General features: G+C 70.0%; 17 protein-coding genes. 8 read left to right on the plus strand and 9 right to left on the minus strand.

From position 1 onward, the window contains the following. Positions 1-42: 42 nt before the first annotated feature. Complete coding sequence (locus tag AVR91_RS32955) at positions 43-837, minus strand: enoyl-CoA hydratase/isomerase family protein (RefSeq protein ID WP_063272140.1); 795 nt, start codon at positions 835-837, stop codon at positions 43-45. 195 nt (positions 838-1,032) lie between these two features. On the opposite strand from AVR91_RS32955, the gene AVR91_RS32960 reads away from it, so the two are divergent. Both AVR91_RS32960 and AVR91_RS32965 read left to right on the plus strand, forming a co-directional pair. Beyond that, positions 1,033-1,200 carry a DUF3117 domain-containing protein gene (locus AVR91_RS32960; RefSeq protein ID WP_005155393.1) on the plus strand — a complete coding sequence of 56 codons (168 nt, stop codon included), beginning with the start codon at positions 1,033-1,035 and terminating at the stop codon, positions 1,198-1,200. Between the two features lie 90 nt (positions 1,201-1,290). Continuing rightward, complete coding sequence (locus AVR91_RS32965; protein WP_063272139.1) at positions 1,291-2,745, plus strand: leucyl aminopeptidase family protein; 1,455 nt, start codon at positions 1,291-1,293, stop codon at positions 2,743-2,745. Between the two features lie 7 nt (positions 2,746-2,752). Here AVR91_RS32965 and AVR91_RS32970 read toward each other — a convergent pair whose 3' ends face one another. Together AVR91_RS32970 and AVR91_RS32975 are read right to left on the minus strand one after the other, a co-directional pair. Beyond that, positions 2,753-3,364, minus strand: a complete 612-nt coding sequence (locus tag AVR91_RS32970) for a phosphatase PAP2 family protein (RefSeq protein ID WP_063272138.1) — start codon at positions 3,362-3,364, stop codon at positions 2,753-2,755. A gap of 69 nt (positions 3,365-3,433) precedes the next feature. Then, the gene (locus AVR91_RS32975) at positions 3,434-4,318 is read right to left on the minus strand and encodes a LysR family transcriptional regulator (protein ID WP_063272137.1); all 885 of its coding nucleotides are present in this window, start codon (positions 4,316-4,318) and stop codon (positions 3,434-3,436) included. Between the two features lie 78 nt (positions 4,319-4,396). On the opposite strand from AVR91_RS32975, the gene AVR91_RS32980 reads away from it, so the two are divergent. Further along, entirely contained in the window at positions 4,397-5,668 is a 1,272-nt protein-coding gene (locus tag AVR91_RS32980; protein WP_063272136.1) for an MFS transporter, read from the plus strand. Between the two features lie 13 nt (positions 5,669-5,681). Here the strand turns inward: AVR91_RS32980 and AVR91_RS32985 are convergent, their stop codons facing one another. After that, positions 5,682-6,332 (minus strand): O-methyltransferase, encoded by a 651-nt coding sequence (locus AVR91_RS32985; protein ID WP_063272135.1) that lies wholly within the window; start codon positions 6,330-6,332, stop codon positions 5,682-5,684. 178 nt (positions 6,333-6,510) lie between these two features. On the opposite strand from AVR91_RS32985, the gene sigE reads away from it, so the two are divergent. Further along, on the plus strand, positions 6,511-7,131 hold the full coding sequence (gene sigE / locus AVR91_RS32990) for an RNA polymerase sigma factor SigE (protein WP_034313360.1): 621 nt from the start codon (positions 6,511-6,513) through the stop codon (positions 7,129-7,131). After that, the gene (locus AVR91_RS32995; protein ID WP_063272134.1) at positions 7,128-7,805 is read left to right on the plus strand and encodes an anti-sigma factor family protein; all 678 of its coding nucleotides are present in this window, start codon (positions 7,128-7,130) and stop codon (positions 7,803-7,805) included. The genes sigE and AVR91_RS32995 overlap by 4 nt, the downstream gene beginning before the upstream one ends. A gap of 9 nt (positions 7,806-7,814) precedes the next feature. Here AVR91_RS32995 and AVR91_RS33000 read toward each other — a convergent pair whose 3' ends face one another. Further along, a complete protein-coding gene (locus AVR91_RS33000) occupies positions 7,815-8,438 on the minus strand; it encodes an LppU/SCO3897 family protein (protein WP_063272133.1) in 624 nt (207 codons plus the stop codon). Positions 8,439-8,599: 161 nt separating this feature from the next. Between AVR91_RS33000 and AVR91_RS33005 the strand changes: the two genes are divergently transcribed. Both AVR91_RS33005 and tatB read left to right on the plus strand, forming a co-directional pair. Beyond that, a complete protein-coding gene (locus AVR91_RS33005; RefSeq protein ID WP_063272132.1) occupies positions 8,600-10,129 on the plus strand; it encodes a S1C family serine protease in 1,530 nt (509 codons plus the stop codon). Between the two features lie 55 nt (positions 10,130-10,184). Beyond that, a complete protein-coding gene (tatB, locus tag AVR91_RS33010; protein WP_063272131.1) occupies positions 10,185-10,595 on the plus strand; it encodes a Sec-independent protein translocase protein TatB in 411 nt (136 codons plus the stop codon). Between the two features lie 87 nt (positions 10,596-10,682). Here tatB and AVR91_RS33015 read toward each other — a convergent pair whose 3' ends face one another. Genes AVR91_RS33015 through AVR91_RS33030 form a run of 4 tightly spaced genes read right to left on the minus strand, consistent with a single transcriptional unit; the run spans position 10,683 to position 14,594 of the window. Continuing rightward, positions 10,683-11,828, minus strand: a complete 1,146-nt coding sequence (locus AVR91_RS33015; protein WP_063272130.1) for an Mrp/NBP35 family ATP-binding protein — start codon at positions 11,826-11,828, stop codon at positions 10,683-10,685. 9 nt (positions 11,829-11,837) lie between these two features. Next, positions 11,838-12,347: a DUF1003 domain-containing protein gene (locus AVR91_RS33020; protein ID WP_005155380.1), complete on the minus strand. Its 510-nt coding sequence runs from the start codon at positions 12,345-12,347 to the stop codon at positions 11,838-11,840. Next, a complete protein-coding gene (locus tag AVR91_RS33025; RefSeq protein ID WP_063272129.1) occupies positions 12,340-13,638 on the minus strand; it encodes a magnesium transporter MgtE N-terminal domain-containing protein in 1,299 nt (432 codons plus the stop codon). Before AVR91_RS33025 ends, AVR91_RS33020 begins: the two co-directional genes overlap by 8 nt. A gap of 44 nt (positions 13,639-13,682) precedes the next feature. Then, a complete protein-coding gene (locus AVR91_RS33030) occupies positions 13,683-14,594 on the minus strand; it encodes an aminoglycoside phosphotransferase family protein (RefSeq protein ID WP_063272194.1) in 912 nt (303 codons plus the stop codon). Positions 14,595-14,683: 89 nt separating this feature from the next. On the opposite strand from AVR91_RS33030, the gene AVR91_RS33035 reads away from it, so the two are divergent. Then, positions 14,684-15,532 (plus strand): slipin family protein, encoded by an 849-nt coding sequence (locus AVR91_RS33035; protein ID WP_063272128.1) that lies wholly within the window; start codon positions 14,684-14,686, stop codon positions 15,530-15,532. The last annotated feature ends 48 nt before the right edge of the window (positions 15,533-15,580 follow it).

A 15,580-nucleotide genomic window follows, 5' to 3' on the forward strand; every position in this document is an offset into this window, starting at 1 on the left:
CCTTCACGTACTTCAGGGACCCAGACCGGTGGTCGTGAGTGGCTACTTGCCCTGGAAGTTCGGCTTGCGCTTGCCCACGAACGCCTCGACGGCCTCGGTGTGGTCGGCCGTCGCGCCCAGCGCGGACTGCGCCGCGTCTTCGGCGTCGAGCGCCTCTTCGAGGGACGACTCGGCGGCGACCGCGAGGACGTTCTTGATCTTCGCGTACGCGACCGTCGGCCCGGCCGCGAGCTTCGCGGCGACCTTCTGCGCGCGGGCGGCCAGTTCCTCGTCCGGGACGACCTCGCTGACCAGTCCCAGCGTCAGCGCCTCGGCGGAATCGACCGTGCGCGCCATCAGCATCAGTTCGGCCGCGCGGCCGAGGCCGATCAGCCGCTGCAACGTCCACGACGCGCCCGAGTCCGGGCCGAGGCCGACGTTCGCGAACGCCATCAGGAAGTTCGCCGACGTCGCCGCGATCCGGAGGTCGCTCGCGTACGCGAAGGCCGCGCCCGCGCCGGCCGCCGGGCCGTTCACCGCCGCGATGACCGGCTTCGGCATCCCGACGATCGTCTTGACGATCGGGTTGTAGTGCTCCTTGACCGTGTGTAGCGGCGCGGGGTCACCCGCCTGCAGCAGCCCGACGTGCTCCTTCAGGTCCTGCCCGGCGCAGAACGCCTTGCCCGATCCGGTCAGCACGACCGCGCGGACGCTGTCGTCGGCCGCGGCTTCGGTCAGGCCCGCCAGCAGCAGTTCCTTGAGTTCGACGGTCAGCGAGTTGTACGCCTGCGGCCGGTTCAGCGTGAAGGTGCGCACGCCATCGGCGTCGGCGGTCAGCAGAACGTCGGATGTGGTCACGGGATCTCCTAGTCGGCGAAACTGCGGTCTGAGACGAGTCTTTCAGCCTCGCGAGCCGCATACCAGCACCGATACGGCGGCAAAAGATCGGTCCGCGTTCGCGCTCGGCCGCTGATGAGGGACAATGGACAGTAGACCCGGCTGGCTTTGACGAGCGCGACCCGGGCGCGCCGGTTGAGACGGAGGGAGCACGCTATGGCGGCCATGAAGCCCCGGACCGGAGATGGTCCCCTCGAAGTGACTAAGGAGGGGCGGGGCCTCGTGATGCGCGTACCACTCGAAGGTGGTGGGCGTCTCGTCGTCGAACTCTCCGCGGAAGAAGCGAAGGATCTCGGCGCGGCCTTGCAGGAGGTCACCGGCTGAGCCGGACCGCACCAACGTTCAACCACCCGCACCCCGGTCTCCCCTCGGAGGCCGGGGTCGCGGTTCATCTGCGCCCGGAGGTCGCTCACTGTGCGTAACCCGCTACCCCCCGTTCCGGGGAAGCTGCTCGAACTCGAAGTCTCGGACGACGTCAGGCGCGGTACACCGCTGGCCACGTTGATCGCGGCGCCGTCCGAAGAGGACGGTGACGCCGGGCTCGAGGAGATCGGCGGCGTGCGGCCCACCGGCAAGGCCGGTGACGTGCAGACCGTGCCGACCGGCGGCGTCCGCTGGCTGGCGGGCGTCGGCGACGGCGAGCCGAAGCAGTACCGCAAGGCCGGTGCCGCGCTGGTCCGCGCCGTCTCCTCGGCGCTGGAGGAAGACGTCAAGGCGGGCCAGAAGGCGTTCCGCGCCTTCGCCGTCGAGCTGCCCGAGGACGCGGGCGCCGAGCACGTCGAAGAACTCGCGTTCGGGCTGCTGCTGGGCGGCTACCGGTTCACGGTGACGGCCGAGGAGCCGAAGCAGAGCCTGCGGACCGTGCGCTTGATCACACGTCACGGGGGCGACTTGGAGCGGGTCCGCGAACTCGCCGCGGCCGCCGCGTTCGCGCGCGACCTGGCTAACACCCCGTCGAACGTCAAGACCCCTGCCTGGCTCGCCGAAACGGCCGTCCGCGTCGCCGGCGGCATCCCGAACCTGACCGTGACGGCCAGGGACGAGAAGTGGCTGGCCGAGCAGGGCTTCGGCGGCGTCCTCGCCGTCGGTGGCGGCTCGGCCGCGCCGCCGCGGCTGATCGAGCTGGAGTACCGGCCGCGCGGGGCGAAAACGCATCTGCTGCTGGTCGGCAAGGGCATCACCTTCGACACCGGCGGCCTTTCCATCAAACCGGCCGACGGCATGCACCTCATGCGCACCGACATGGCGGGCGGCGCGGCGATCATCGCCGCGGTCCGCGCGATCGCCGCGCTGCGCCTGCCGGTCAAGGTGACCGCGCTGGTGCCCGCCGCCGAGAACCACGTGTCCGGTTCGTCGTACCGACCGGGCGACATCGTCCGGCACTACGGCGGCAAGACCACCGAGGTCGGCAACACCGACGCCGAGGGCCGGATGGTCCTGGCCGACGCCCTCGTCTACGGCATCAAGAAGCACAAGCCGGACGCGGTGATCGACGCGGCGACCTTGACCGGCGCCATGAAGGTCTCGCTGGGCGTCCGCACCGGCGGCGTCTTCGCCACCGACGACGCGCTCGCGGAGCGGGTCACGAAGGCGGGCGAGCGGGTCGGCGAGGCGTGGTGGCGGATGCCGCTGCTGGAGGACCTCGCCGAGACCGTGCAGGGCTCGCTCGGCGACGTCCGGCAAGCGCCGGGCGGCCCCGGTGGCATCGTCGCGGCGCTGTTCCTGCGGGAGTTCGTCGGGGACTTGCCGTGGGCGCATCTCGACATCGCCGGCCCCGCGCGGGCCGACAAGACCTACGCCGACGTCGTCCCCGGGGCCACCGGGTTCGCGGCGCGGACGCTGGTCGAACTGGTCGCTTCCTACGCCTGACCTGCGGCTACCTGCGGGGTGGGAGCAAGGGACCTTTGCTACCACCCCGCAGGTCGACCCTGGGCATGGGCTGGGTCGGCGCGTCGCCGGCGTGGGCGGTGAGCCGCCGGGCGATCCCGGTCGCGGGGCCGGTCAGGTACCGGAACACGAGCCACGCCGTCACGGAGCCGAGGACGAGCCCGGCGAGCACGTCGTGCGGGTAGTGCGCGCCGACGAAGACCCGCGAGAAGCCCATCAGCACCGCACCCGGGAGCACCCACGGCGCGAGTCGCCGCCAGGCGAGAGCCAGCCCGACGGCGGCCGCCGCCCCGATGGTGGAGTGGTTGCTCGGGAACGACCAGTCGCCGATCGGCGGGCAGTCGACGAGCGTGACGAGGTTCCGGCAGGGCCGGTCCTCCTGGATCACGCTCTTCAGGCCTTCGCTGATCAAGTACGCGATCGCGGTCGCGGCGGGCGGCAGCAGTGCCACGGCGATCCGGACGGGCGACGTGCGCGCCCGCCACAACGTCCAGGCGAAGAGTGCCGCGAAGGCGAGCAGTCCTGCTTCGGTGAACAGGATCGCTGTCGCCTGAAGCCAGTTCGGGCTCTCGCCCGCCAACTCCACGATGTCGTCGTACATTCACCCGAAGTTAGCGAAAACGACGTGCCCGCGTGGTGGACGAACGGCAGGAACCGGCCCTGACGATCGTCAAAGGGGTTGCGCGCGGACCCGCTCCCGGAACCGGAGGACGGCGGGCGGCAGGACGACGTCCTTGCGCCAAGCCAGCCCGATGGTCCGCCCGACCGGCGGCACCAGCGGGACTTCGACGACACCTGCCGGACTTCCCGGCTCGAAGCGGGGGAGGAGTGCGACGCCGAGCCCGGCCGCGACGAGCCCGCGGACGGTGTCCGATTCCTGTCCCTCGAAGGCGATCTTCGGCTCGAAGCCGGCCGCGGCGCACAGTTCGTCGGTGATGGTGCGGAGGCCGTAGCCGGTTTCGAGGAGCACGAATTCTTCGTCCTTGAGGTCCTCGATGGCGGCGCTGGGCCGGTCGGCGAGGCGGTGCGACGTCGGCACGGACAGGAAGATCTCCTGCTCGGACAGCACGGCGGTGTCGAGCAGCGGGTCGTCGAGGGGGGCGGGCGCGAGCAGCGCGAGATCGAGTTCGCCGCTGGTCAGCCTGTCGACCATGTCCTGGCGTGAGCCCTGGACCAGCGTGAACCGGACGCCCGGATGGTCCGCGCGATAGCCCCGGAGCAACGTGGGTACCAACGACCTGCCGAGCAGATGCAGGAAACCGAGGACGATGTGCCCGGATTCGGGGTCGACCTCCTCGCGGGCTTGCCTGACCCCGGCGTCGACGGCGGCGAGAGCGCGTTCCGCGGCGTCGGCGAGCAGTTCGGCGGCCCGGGTGAGCCGGATGCCGCGGCCGTCGGGGACGGTCAGCGGTGCGCCGAGGGCCTCGCCGAGCGCCGCGATCCGGCGGCTTACCGTGGGCTGCGGGACGCCGAGCAGCTCGGCCGCGCGTGTGACGTTCGTCGTGCGGCGGAGTGCGGTGAGCAGAGCGAGCTGGGGGGCTAGCTGGGCGGTCATCCTTTCATTCAGCACGGTATCGATTGTGGCAGATGAACGTATTAGACGTATCGTTTAGCCAGGCTTAGCTTCGAGATCGTGCCTGCCACCGGAACCACCCGCCGCGTCACGATCGCCGTCGCCGCGGCCGGGATCTCGTCGTTCGCGCTGCTCTACGCGCCCCAGCCGGTGCTGCCGCAACTGGCCGAGCAGTACCACCTCGATCCCGGTGGCGCCTCGCTCGCGGTGAGCGTCGCGACCGGCGCGCTCGCGATCGCCGTGCTGCCGATCGCGGCGCTTTCGGAAGTCGTGGGACGGCGTCCGGTGATCATCGTTTCGGTGGTCGCGTCGGTCGTCTTCGGTTTCCTGTTGCCGCTGGCGCCCAGCTATCCGGCGCTGCTCGTGCTGCGGGCACTGCAGGGGGTCGCCATCGCGGGGTTCCCCGGCGTGGCCGCGGCCTACCTCGCGGAACGGCTCGGCAAGGCCGGGCTGGCGGCGGCGGTGGGCGCGATGATCGCCGGGAACACCGTCGGCGGCATGGTCGGACGGCTCGCGGCCGGGTTCACCGCCGGACCGTTCGGCTATCAGGGTGCGTTGCTCGTCGTCGCGGTGGTCGGGCTGGTCTGCACGGTGGTCACGGTGCTGGCCCTGCCGCCGGGGGAGCAAGGGACCTTTGCTACCACTTTCGCGGATCGGCGCAGGTCAGAGCGGTTCCGCGCGCAGGGCAAGGCGGTGCTCGCCGGGCTGGGCGCGGCCGTCCGCAAGCCGGTCCTGCTGGTCCAGTACGCGGTCGCGCTGCTGGCGATGGGCTCGTTCGTCGCGTTGTACAACGCCGCCGGATTCCGCCTGACCGGCGAGCCGCTGAACCTTTCGCCCGCGATCGCGTCCCTCGTCTTCCTCGCGTACGCGATCGGCTCGGTCTCCTCGGCGACGGCGGGCAAGCTCGTCGGCCGGTTCGGGCGTCGCCGGTCGCTCGCCGGTGCCCTGCTGCTCACGATCGCGGGCGCCGCGCTGACGCTGTCCGACTCGCTGCCCATGGTCGTCGCCGGGTTCGTGGTGCTGACCGGCGCGTTCTTCGCCGCGCACGCCGTCGCCAACGGCTGGGCCGCGGCGGAGGCGCCCGAGAACGCCCGTGGCCAGGTGGGCGGGCTCTACACGTTCTCGTATTACCTCGGCAGCAGCGTCGGCGGCGCCGTCGGCGCGACCGTGTACGGGCACGCGGGCTGGACCTGGCTGATCGTGCTCACCGCCGCCTGGCTGGCGCTTGCCGCGGTGGCCGTGCTGAAGGGGACTTTCCCCGCATCACACGCGGTGAAAGCGCCCTTCGCCGCGTCCGATGCGGGGAAAGCGTCCTTCAGCCCTCGGCGGTAGCAAAGGTCCCTTGCTACGCGATCGCGGCGACCAGTAGCCCGCCGCCCACCGGCAACAGCGCCGGGACCAGCCGCTCGTCCTCCCGGAAGGCCCGCGCGACCTCCCGAAGCGCGAGGGTGTCCGGATCACGCCGTGAGGGATCGGTCACCCTGGTGCCCGAGACGTTGTGGAACGCCAGTATCCCGCCGGGCCTCAGCAGCGCGACGGCCTTCTCGTAGCAACTCGGGTACTCGATCGGCGCCGAATCGACGAACACCAGGTCGTAGCCGCCGGGGGTGAGCCGGGGGAGGACGTCGAGCGCACGCCCCATGATCAGCCGGGTCCGCCCCGGCGGGTAGCCGGCCTCGCGGAACGCCGCACGCGCCGCCCGGTGGTACTCCGGCTCGATGTCGATCGAGGTGAGGATCCCGTCGTCGGCCATGCCGCCGAGCAGGCACAACCCGCTCACCCCGGCCCCGGTCCCGACTTCGACGACGGCCTTCGCCCGCAGCGTCGTGGCCAGAAAACGGAGAGTCGCACCCGCGCCCGCGCTCAGCGGACCGCACCCCAGATCGGCCGACCGCGCCCGCGCGGCGGCCAGTACCTCGTCGTCGGGGACGTAGCCGTCGACGAGATCGGCGTCGGCGGCCTCGGCAGGCGAGCCCGCATGCGTCCCGGAATTCACACGCGGAGGTTAGCGCTGCCTATCGCCAAAAGAGCAGAAGACTCCTGGTAACGACTTCTCAGCCTCCTCTCAGTCCAGTCTCACTAGAAACATAAGCAGGCCGGACAGACTGGTCCTCGACAACGGGAACACCGTGCTCATCGCCCGCGTTGGGTGGAGTAGTTGGGAGAAGACGCTGATGGAGGTGCCTACTTCCCCGATGCAGGAGACGATGCAGGACCAGCACGCGGACCAGGTCACGCCGGTGACGGTGGACGAGGCCGCATGGACGCCGCCCTCGTGGGACGAGGTCGTGCGTGAGCACGCCGACCGCGTGTACCGGCTGGCATACCGCCTGACCGGTAACGCCCACGACGCCGAGGACCTGACGCAGGAGACCTTCATCCGGGTCTTCCGCTCGCTCGCGTCCTACAAGCCCGGCACGTTCGAAGGCTGGCTGCACCGCATCACCACGAACCTCTTCCTCGACATGGCCCGCCGCCGCTCGCGCGTGCGGATGGAAGGCCTCCCCGAGGACACCGACCGCATCGTCGGTGACGACCCGAGCCCCGAGCAGGTCTACTCGGACACGCACCTCGACCCGGACCTGCAGGCCGCGCTGGACGAGTTGCCGCCCGAGTTCCGTGCCGCGGTCGTGCTGTGCGACGTCGAAGGCCTCTCGTACGAGGAGATCGGCGCCACCCTCGGTGTCAAGCTCGGCACCGTGCGCAGCCGGATCCACCGCGGCCGCCAGGCGCTTCGCGCTTCTTTGGAGCGTCGTCGCGCCGCGGCGCAGGAGTCTGCGAAGGTGGGGGTATGACCGCACCGCGAGGTTGGGGACTCCCCGAGTCGCATCTGCTTCCGGACGCCATCGTCGCCTTCGTGGACGGCGAGCTGACCCTCGGCGCCCAGGACAGGGCCTCGGCGCATATCGCCCGTTGCCAGTCCTGCGCCGCCGAGGTGACCGCCCAGCGCCAGGCCGTCGCGGCCGTGAAGCAGGCGGGAGCCCCGTCGATGTCGGCGGGTTTCCTGGCCAGCCTTTGCTCCATCCCGCAGAACACCGAACTCCCCGGCACGCCGGACAACCTGGCGATGACCGCGGACGGCCAGCTCGTGGCCATCCAGCGGCCCGACCGGGTCGCCGGCCTTCGCGACACCGGGGTTTTGGGCGGTACCGCGCCGTTGGGATCATCGGCGCCGCTGGGCCAGTCGCCGAACGTCCTCGGCGGCGGGCGGTTCGGTCTCGCCCGCCGGAAGTACGCGCAGGGCGCCGGAGTCGTCGTTTCGGGCCTGGTCCTGAGCGCCCTGGCCCTGGTCGCGACCTCGGGTGACGGCACCGAAGAGCGGCCGAACACCGGCCTCACCCCGCCGCAGGGCGTCAACGCCGGTCTGCTGCCCGCGCAGCTGGGCGGCGGCACCCAGCCGGAACCGCCGCGCAGCACCACGCCGAGCCCGAGCACGTCCAGCGTGCCCATGCCGGTGTCCGCCCGCTGATCCGCTTCGTCAGGGTTTGACGAAGCAGATCGTCGCGCTCTTGAACTTCTGCGTCGCGCCGTACGCCGTGTAGGAGATCACCTCTTCTGTGCCCTCCTTGCACGGACTGTTCACGTAGCTGGCCTTGTCGAACACTTCGCTGATCTTCAGTCGCGCTCCCGAGCAGCTCACCAGCGGCGGCGGGGTCTTGGTCTTGATGTCGTCGAAACACAGGCCGACCTGGGCGTTGATCCCCAGGCAGAGTCCGACGCCTTCACCGCGCAGCGGGGTCGCTACCGAGTAGCTGTAGAAGCCCTCCGGGCAGTCACCCTTGACCGTGCCCTTGACGCTCACGACGTACGGCGTCTGCGGGTTGTCGCAGGCGGCCTTCACCGCGTCCGCTTCTTTCCCGGCGCCGGTCAGCTGGACGCAGTCGCCGGTTTCCACCTTGGTGGCCTGCTTCTCCGGTCCGGCGGCCGACTTCATCACGAGGACGAGGCCGATCCCGCCGCCGACCACGACGAGCGCGGCGATGAGCAGCAGCACCTTCACCTTGGTGGTGAGGCCCTTCTTCTTGGGTGGCTGCTGAGGCCACTGCTGCTGGTGCTGAGGCCATTGCTGAGGAGGGAAAGGAGCCCCCGGATTCTGTGACATGGCCGTTAGAGTGCCACAAGGTGAGACATGTTCGCTGCGAGTGTCACATTTCTGCCCGCTTCGGCGAATCAACGCGCACTTCACCGTGGTCACGGCAGAATCCACGGTGAGGCTTGGCGTACTCTCGCGTCCGGCCAACCTGATCTCAGCCCCGGGGAATGATGACCGAGCAGCCGAACGCGAATCCGCAGCAGCCTGGGGATCGGCTGGCGCCGCGCCCGCTGGCCCGGCCCGCCGTCGATCCGGCGCAGGCGGCCACGTTCGGGAGGCCGCATGGCGTCGATGGCGCCTTCGACAAGCTGTACCAGCCCGGTTCCAACGGGCAGCCCGCGCCGGGCCTGAACCTGGCGCCGCCGACGCCGGAATCGCTCGCCGAAGCCTTCCGCCGCCCGCCGGGCGCCGAAGGTGTCGTGCTGGAGCGGCCGCACGGGACCAACGGCTCCGGGCCGTCCGCGGACGGCCCGGAAGACCCGCTCTGGACCCCGACATCGGACCCGTGGCGTGATCCCGGTTCCGGCGCGGTGCTCGCCGGCCCCGCGGTGCAGCAGGACTCGAAGGAAGAGAAGGACGCGAAGCGCCCGCAGGGTGCGCTGCTGAGCCTGCCGGAGGTCCTCTTCGGGCGGCGTGTGCAGACGAAGGCACTGGCGATGCTCGCCGCGGTCGCGCTGGTCATCGGCGCGGCCGGCGGGCTGATCGGCTGGTGGTTCGCCGACACCGGCACCGAACTGACCGGCCAGGCCAGCATCTCCGAGGCCGATGCGGCCAAGGAACGTCCCGCGGGTTCGATCGCGGACATCGCCCACCGGGTGGCCCCGGCCGTCGTCTCGCTCGAGGTGTTCAAACCCGGCGCCGACGCCGGCCAGCAGGGCTCCGGGGTCGTCATCGACAACCAGGGCTACGTGCTCACCAACGAGCACGTGATCTCCGCCGCGACGGCCGATTCGGCCACCAAGGTCACCGCCGTCTTCTTCGACGGCAAACGCGTCGAGGCGAAGGTCGTCGGCGCCGACCCCAAGACCGACCTGGCCGTGGTCAAGGTCGACGTCAAGAACCTCACCGCGCTGCAGGTCGGGAAGTCGTCCGAGCTGGCGGTCGGCGACTCGGTGATCGCCGTCGGTTCGCCGCTGGCGCTGCAGAACTCGGTCACGGCCGGCATCGTGAGCGCGCTCAACCGCCCGGTGACCGCGGGCGGCGACGGTGGCAACGCGCCGGTGATCTACGAGGCCATCCAGACCGACGCCGCGATCAACCACGGCAACTCGGGTGGCGCGCTCGTCGACGCGACCGGCGCGCTGGTCGGGATCAACTCCGCGATCCGCTCGTCCAGCGCCGAAGGCGGCAGCATCGGCATCGGATTCGCCATCCCGAGCGACTACGCGGTGAAGATCGCGAAAACACTCATCAAGGACGGCAAGGTCGTCCACCCCGACATCGGCATCAACGCTTCGTCGACCGTCGCGGGCTCCAGCACCATGGGCGCACAGGTCCGCAACGTCGCCCCCGGCGGCCCCGCGGCCTCGGCCGGGATCAAAGAAGGCGACGTCATCACGGAAGTCGGCGGACGGCTCGTGCGCGACTCGGCGGAACTGCTCGTCGCCGTCCGCGCCCGCGAAGTCGGCGAAGTGGTCCCTGTCCGGCTTGTCCGGGATGGGTCTTCACTCGTCGTGGACGTGAAACTGGCCTCGGACTAGCGAGTTCGGCCGGGTACCCTGAACGGGGAAGACGCCGAGGCGGAGGTTCACACGGGTGTTCGAGAGTGTCGGCTGGGGAGAGATCCTCATCATCGTCGTCGCGGGTCTTTTCATCCTCGGTCCGGAACGGCTGCCCGAAGCGGCGTCGTGGGTGGCGAAGAGCGTCCGCAAGGTCCGCGACTTCGCGACCGGGGCCAAGACGCAGCTGCGCGAGGAGATGGGCCCGGAGTTCGACCAGCTGCGCAAGCCGCTGGAGGATCTGCGCGGCCTGCGGAACTTCGACCCGAAGCGGGTCGTCACCCAGCACCTGTTCGACGGTGACACGGATCCGCTGGGGCTCAACAACGTCAACGGCACCAACGGTTCCAATGGCGCAGCCAAGCCCAACGGCCACCCGGCGCCGGCTTCGCAGCCTGAGCCGCTGAAGCCCGGCGAGCGCCCTCCGGTCGACCCGGACGCCACCTGACCCCCCAAGACGCATTTAGTCCTCTGGATGCGGTCCTTGCGTGTGCAAGTACCGCATCCAGAGGACTAAATGCGTAAGAGGGGACGGTCAGCGGCCGGCGGGAGTGACGTTCAGCATCATCCCGGCCAGCCCGCGCGCTCGGACGGTCAGCTTCTTCGCCGCCTCCTTGAGCACGAGCGACGCCGGGGCTTCCGGCTCGGCCAGCACGATCGGCGTGCCCGCGTCGCCGTTGGAGACCACACGCGGGTCCATCGGGACCTGCCCGAGCAGCGGCACCGTCGACCCGACCGACTTCGACAGCGAGTCGGCCACCGACTGCCCGCCGCCGGAGCCGAAGATCTCCATCTTCTGGCCGTCGGGCGTCTCCAGCCACGACATGTTCTCGATGACCCCGGCCACTCGCTGCCGTGTCTGGAGCGCGATCGCGCCCGCGCGCTCGGCCACCTCGGCGGCGGCCTGCTGCGGGGTGGTGACGACCAGGATCTCCGCGTTCGGGATGAGCTGCGCCACCGAGATCGCGATGTCGCCGGTGCCCGGCGGCAGGTCCAGCAGCAGGATGTCGAGGTCGCCCCAGAACACGTCGGCGAGGAACTGCTGCAGCGCGCGGTGCAGCATCGGCCCGCGCCACACCACAGGGGTGTTGCCCGGGGTGAACATGCCGATCGAGATGACCTTCACGCCGTGCGCCTGCGGCGGCATGATCATGGTGTCGACCTTGGTCGGCTTCTCCCGCGCGCCGAGCATCCGCGGCACCGAGTGCCCGTAGATGTCCGCGTCCACCACGCCGACGGACAGCCCGCGTTCGGCCATCGCGGCCGCGAGGTTCACCGTCACCGAGGACTTGCCGACGCCGCCCTTGCCGGACGCGACGCAGTAGACGCGCGTCAGCGAGCCCGGCTGCGCGAACGGGATCACCGGTTCCGCGGCGTCGCCACGAAGCGATTTCCGCAGCTCAGTGCGTTGCTCGTCGCTCATCACGTCGAGCTCGACCCGGACGTCGTTGACGCCGGGGAGCTTCTTGACGGCTTCGGTGGTGTCGTTGGTCAGAGTCGCCTTCAGCGGGCAGCCGGCGACAGTCAGGTAGATCCCGACGGTGACCACACCGTCCGAGCCGACCTCCACGTCCTTGACCATGCCGAGTTCGGTGATCGGTTTCTTGATCTCCGGGTCGTACACGGCCTTCAGCGCGGTGCGGACATCGTCGACGCTGGGGAGTTGCTGCGTACTGGTCACCCCTCCATGTTACGTACCGGTAGGCGTGCGGTCGGGTTTGGCCTTGCGGGGCTTGGCGTCAAGATCCTCACGGAGCCGGTCGAGCTCGCCCCGCAGGAAGTCCCGGGTGGCGACCTCGCCGAGCGCGATCCGCAGCGACGCGAGCTCCCGCGCGAGGTATTCGGTGTCGGCCTTCGTCTGCGCGGCGCGATTCCGGTCCTCGTCGAGTGAGACGCGGTCGCGGTCGTCCTGCCGGTTCTGCGCCAGCAGGATCAGCGGCGCGGCGTACGCGGCCTGCGTCGAGAACGCCAGATTGAGCAGGATGAACGGATACGGGTCCCATTGCAGCGAGACCGCGACCAGGTTCAGCACGATCCAGACGATGACGATCAGCGTCTGCCAGAACAGGTACTTGCCGGTGCCGAGGAACCGCGCGATCCGTTCGGTGAACCGGCCGAACGAGTCGGGGTCGATGTTCAGCCTGAACCGGCTCTGGCCTCGGGGCTGGTCGAGCCGCCGCCCGGACGTCAGTTCAGGCACGTTCGGCCTCCTCGGTGATCTCGCCGGTGATGTCGTGCAGCCCGGTCTCGCGCCAGTCCTCCGGGAGCAGGTGGTCGAGCACGTCGTCGACGGTGACCGCGCCGAGCAGGTGGTCCTCGGCGTCCACCACCGGCCCGCAGGTGAGGTTGTAGGCGGCGAAGTACCGCGTGACCTCGGACAAGGTGGCCTTCGGCCGCAGCGCGGGCAGTTGGGAGTCGATGGCGCTCGCCACCATCTCCGCGGGTGGTTCGCGCAGCAGCCGCTGGAAGTGGACGACGCCGACGAAGCGCCCTGTCGGCGTCTCCGTCGGCGGACGGCAGACGAACACCATGCTCGCCAGCGCCACCGGAAGGTCGGCGTTGCGGATATGCGCGAGCGCCTCGGCGATCGTGGCGTCCGGGGTCAGCACCACCGGCTCGGGTGTCATCAGACCGCCCGCGGTGTCGGACGAGTACTCCAGCAGCCGCTTCACCGGCGCCGACTCCTCGGGTTCCATCAGTTCCAGGAACCGGTTCTGCTCGGCGGGCGCCAGTTCGGCCAGCAGGTCGGCGGCGTCGTCGGGGTCCATCGCTTCGAGGATGTCGGCGGCCCGTTCCTCGGCGAGGTACGAAAGCAGTTCCTTCTGGTCGTCTTCGGGAAGCTCCTCGATGACGTCGGCGAGGTGCTCGTCGTCCATCGCGTCGGCGACCTCGTGCCGTCGTTTGAGCGGCAGATCGCGGACCGTGGCGGCGACGTCGGCCGGGCGCATGGTGTCGAACAGCATCAGCAGCTGCGCCGCGCCCTGGGTCTGGCCGGTCAGATCGGTCAGCCCGAGCCCGGACACCTCCGACCACGGCAGCACCTGCATCGCCGAACGCCGCCTCCCGAGGCCGAGCCTGCTCGATCGTTCGCGGATCGCGAGTTTCGCGAGCACCCAGTCCCGCGTCCGCGTCGGTTCCATGGCGGCGTCGACGACGGTGATCCTGGTGTCGGAGCCCGCGAGCGTGGCGTACGCGTCGAAGAGCTGCCCGACCACCAGCACCTCGTTGGGCCGCTGATGGAAGCGCCGCATGTTCACCGATCCGGTGGCGAGCGTGACCGCGCTGGGCTCGATCGAGGTCACGCGCAACATCGGCACGAACACGCGGCGCCTCGTCGTCAGCTCGACCACGATGCCCAGGATGCGCGGCGGTTGCTGGTCCAGGCGCAAGCCCGCGACCAGGTCCCGCACCTTGCCGATCGATTCGCCATCGGGGCCGAAAACCGGCAAACCGGCCAGCTGAGCTGCGAATACCCTGTTCACGGCTGCCATGCCCGAAGGTTATCCGCTCCCGGGGCCCGCGACGATTCCTGTGATCACCGCAATGCCCAGGCGGCGATTCCGGGGACGGCGGCGTAGGCCGGGTCTTCGGCGACGGTCTCGGGCGAGGCGCCCTCGGCGAGGTCTTCGTACAGCCAGGTCCAGTTCTGCACCGCGCGGACCAGCGTCCACGCCCGCGTGCGTTCGGCGTCCACCCCGGCGGCCGCGGTGAACCACTTGATCTTGTCGTCCATTGTGGACTCGTTCGCCCGGTTCCAGAGGATCGAGATCGCGCCGAACTCCAGATCACCCGAAAGCGGCTTGGGGTCGATAACCAGCCACGGTTCGCGTGCCCCGGCGAGGACGTTCTCGAAGTGCAGATCCTCGTTCACCATCAGCTCACCGGCTTCCGGCCCGAGGTTCGCGCAGATCTCCACCGCCGCGTCGACGTACTTGCGGTCGAACGGTTCGCCCAGTTCGCTCCAGGTCTCCGGAAGTTCGGTGACCAGCTCCGCGGCCTCTTCGCGCAGGGATCGCCGCAGTGCTTCGGGAGCGGGGACGGCCAGCCGCCGCGCCAGCGCGCCGACGGTCTCGACGGCCTCCTGGATCGGCTCCGTTTCCAGCGACCGGGTGGCGTCGAGCCGCTCCAGGAGCAGCACGCCGTCCTCGGGCACGTTGTCGTACATCAGGACCGCGCCCTGACCGGCCCAAGTGGACAGTGCGAGCGGTTCGTCGTCGGACTCCTCGTGCGGCCAGCCGAGTTTGAGGATCGCGGGGGAGCCGTCCGCGCGGCGCACGGGCTGCGCGACGCCGACGAAGCCGTGCATGGCCTCGCCGTCGTAGTCGAGCTGCCATTTGGCGGTGTACTTCTCGGCGAGGAACGGGAGGGAATCGAGCCACTCGGCGGCTCCGGGGCCGAGTTCGGCGGCGCGGTCGAGGAATTTGGGCGGGATCTTGAAACCGGTCACGAACCCCACCTTGGCAGGCTTGTCCACCGTGTTTCCCCCGTGACTCGCCGGGCGTACCGTGAACAGCGAGAACAACCCCGGGAGCAGCCATGGTGGTGGAGATTCTCAGTGCGGTCGCCGTCGCGGGCGGAGCGTGGCTCGCGACCAGCCTTCGCGTGGTGAAACAGTACGAACGCGGTCTCGTGTTCCGGTTCGGGCGGGTGCGCCCGGCCATCCGGGAGCCGGGGCTCGCACTGCTGGTGCCGATCGCGGACAGACTGCAGAAGGTCAACATGCAGATCGTCACGATGCCGATCCCCGCACAGGACGGCATCACCCGCGACAACGTCACCGTGCGGGTGGACGCGGTCGTGTACTTCAAGGTGATCGACCCGGTGCTGGCCGCGGTCAACGTGCAGGACTACCGCTCGGCCGTCGGCCAGGTCGCGCAGACCTCGCTGCGGTCCATCATCGGCAAGAGCGACCTGGACGACCTGCTGTCCAACCGCGAGCGGCTGAACGAGGGCCTGGAGCTGATGATCGACAGCCCGGCGCTGGACTGGGGCATCCACATCGACCGGGTCGAGATCAAGGACGTCGCGCTGCCGGAGTCGATGAAGCGCTCGATGTCACGCCAGGCCGAGGCCGAACGCGAACGGCGGGCGCGGGTCATCTCGGCCGACGGCGAACTGCAGGCGTCGCACAAGCTCTCGCAGGCGGCGGCGACCATGGCCGACACCCCGGCGGCGCTGCAGTTGCGGCTGCTGGAGACGGTCGTGCAGGTCTCGGCCGAGAAGAACTCGACGCTGGTTTTGCCGTTCCCGGTGGAGCTGCTGCGCTTCCTCGACGCGAACACGCCGAAGCGGGAGGCGCCTTCGGAGGAGCCGGAGGTCGCAGAGGGCAACGGTCAGGTGGCGCCGGCGCCCAGGGAACCGGGCGACGTGGGTCAAGTCTCGTGAGTGGCGTCGCCGAGGGGTTGCGAAAGTCACTTTCGCAACGTTGAAGGT

Origin of the sequence: Amycolatopsis keratiniphila subsp. keratiniphila (genome assembly GCF_001620365.2) — a bacterium.
Lineage (GTDB): Bacteria > Actinomycetota > Actinomycetes > Mycobacteriales > Pseudonocardiaceae > Amycolatopsis > Amycolatopsis keratiniphila.

What these genes read in the sequence shown, in the direction of transcription:
- AVR91_RS32960 (WP_005155393.1), top strand. Translation starts at nt 1,033, where the DNA reads ATGGCGGCCATGAAGCCCCGGACCGGAGATGGTCCCCTCGAAGTGACT.
- AVR91_RS32970 (WP_063272138.1), bottom strand. Translation starts at nt 3,364, where the DNA reads ATGTACGACGACATCGTGGAGTTGGCGGGCGAGAGCCCGAACTGGCTT.
- AVR91_RS32975 (WP_063272137.1), bottom strand. Translation starts at nt 4,318, where the DNA reads ATGACCGCCCAGCTAGCCCCCCAGCTCGCTCTGCTCACCGCACTCCGC.
- sigE (WP_034313360.1), top strand. Translation starts at nt 6,511, where the DNA reads ATGGAGGTGCCTACTTCCCCGATGCAGGAGACGATGCAGGACCAGCAC.
- AVR91_RS32995 (WP_063272134.1), top strand. Translation starts at nt 7,128, where the DNA reads ATGACCGCACCGCGAGGTTGGGGACTCCCCGAGTCGCATCTGCTTCCG.
- AVR91_RS33000 (WP_063272133.1), bottom strand. Translation starts at nt 8,438, where the DNA reads ATGTCACAGAATCCGGGGGCTCCTTTCCCTCCTCAGCAATGGCCTCAG.
- AVR91_RS33005 (WP_063272132.1), top strand. Translation starts at nt 8,600, where the DNA reads ATGACCGAGCAGCCGAACGCGAATCCGCAGCAGCCTGGGGATCGGCTG.
- AVR91_RS33025 (WP_063272129.1), bottom strand. Translation starts at nt 13,638, where the DNA reads ATGGCAGCCGTGAACAGGGTATTCGCAGCTCAGCTGGCCGGTTTGCCG.
- AVR91_RS33035 (WP_063272128.1), top strand. Translation starts at nt 14,684, where the DNA reads ATGGTGGTGGAGATTCTCAGTGCGGTCGCCGTCGCGGGCGGAGCGTGG.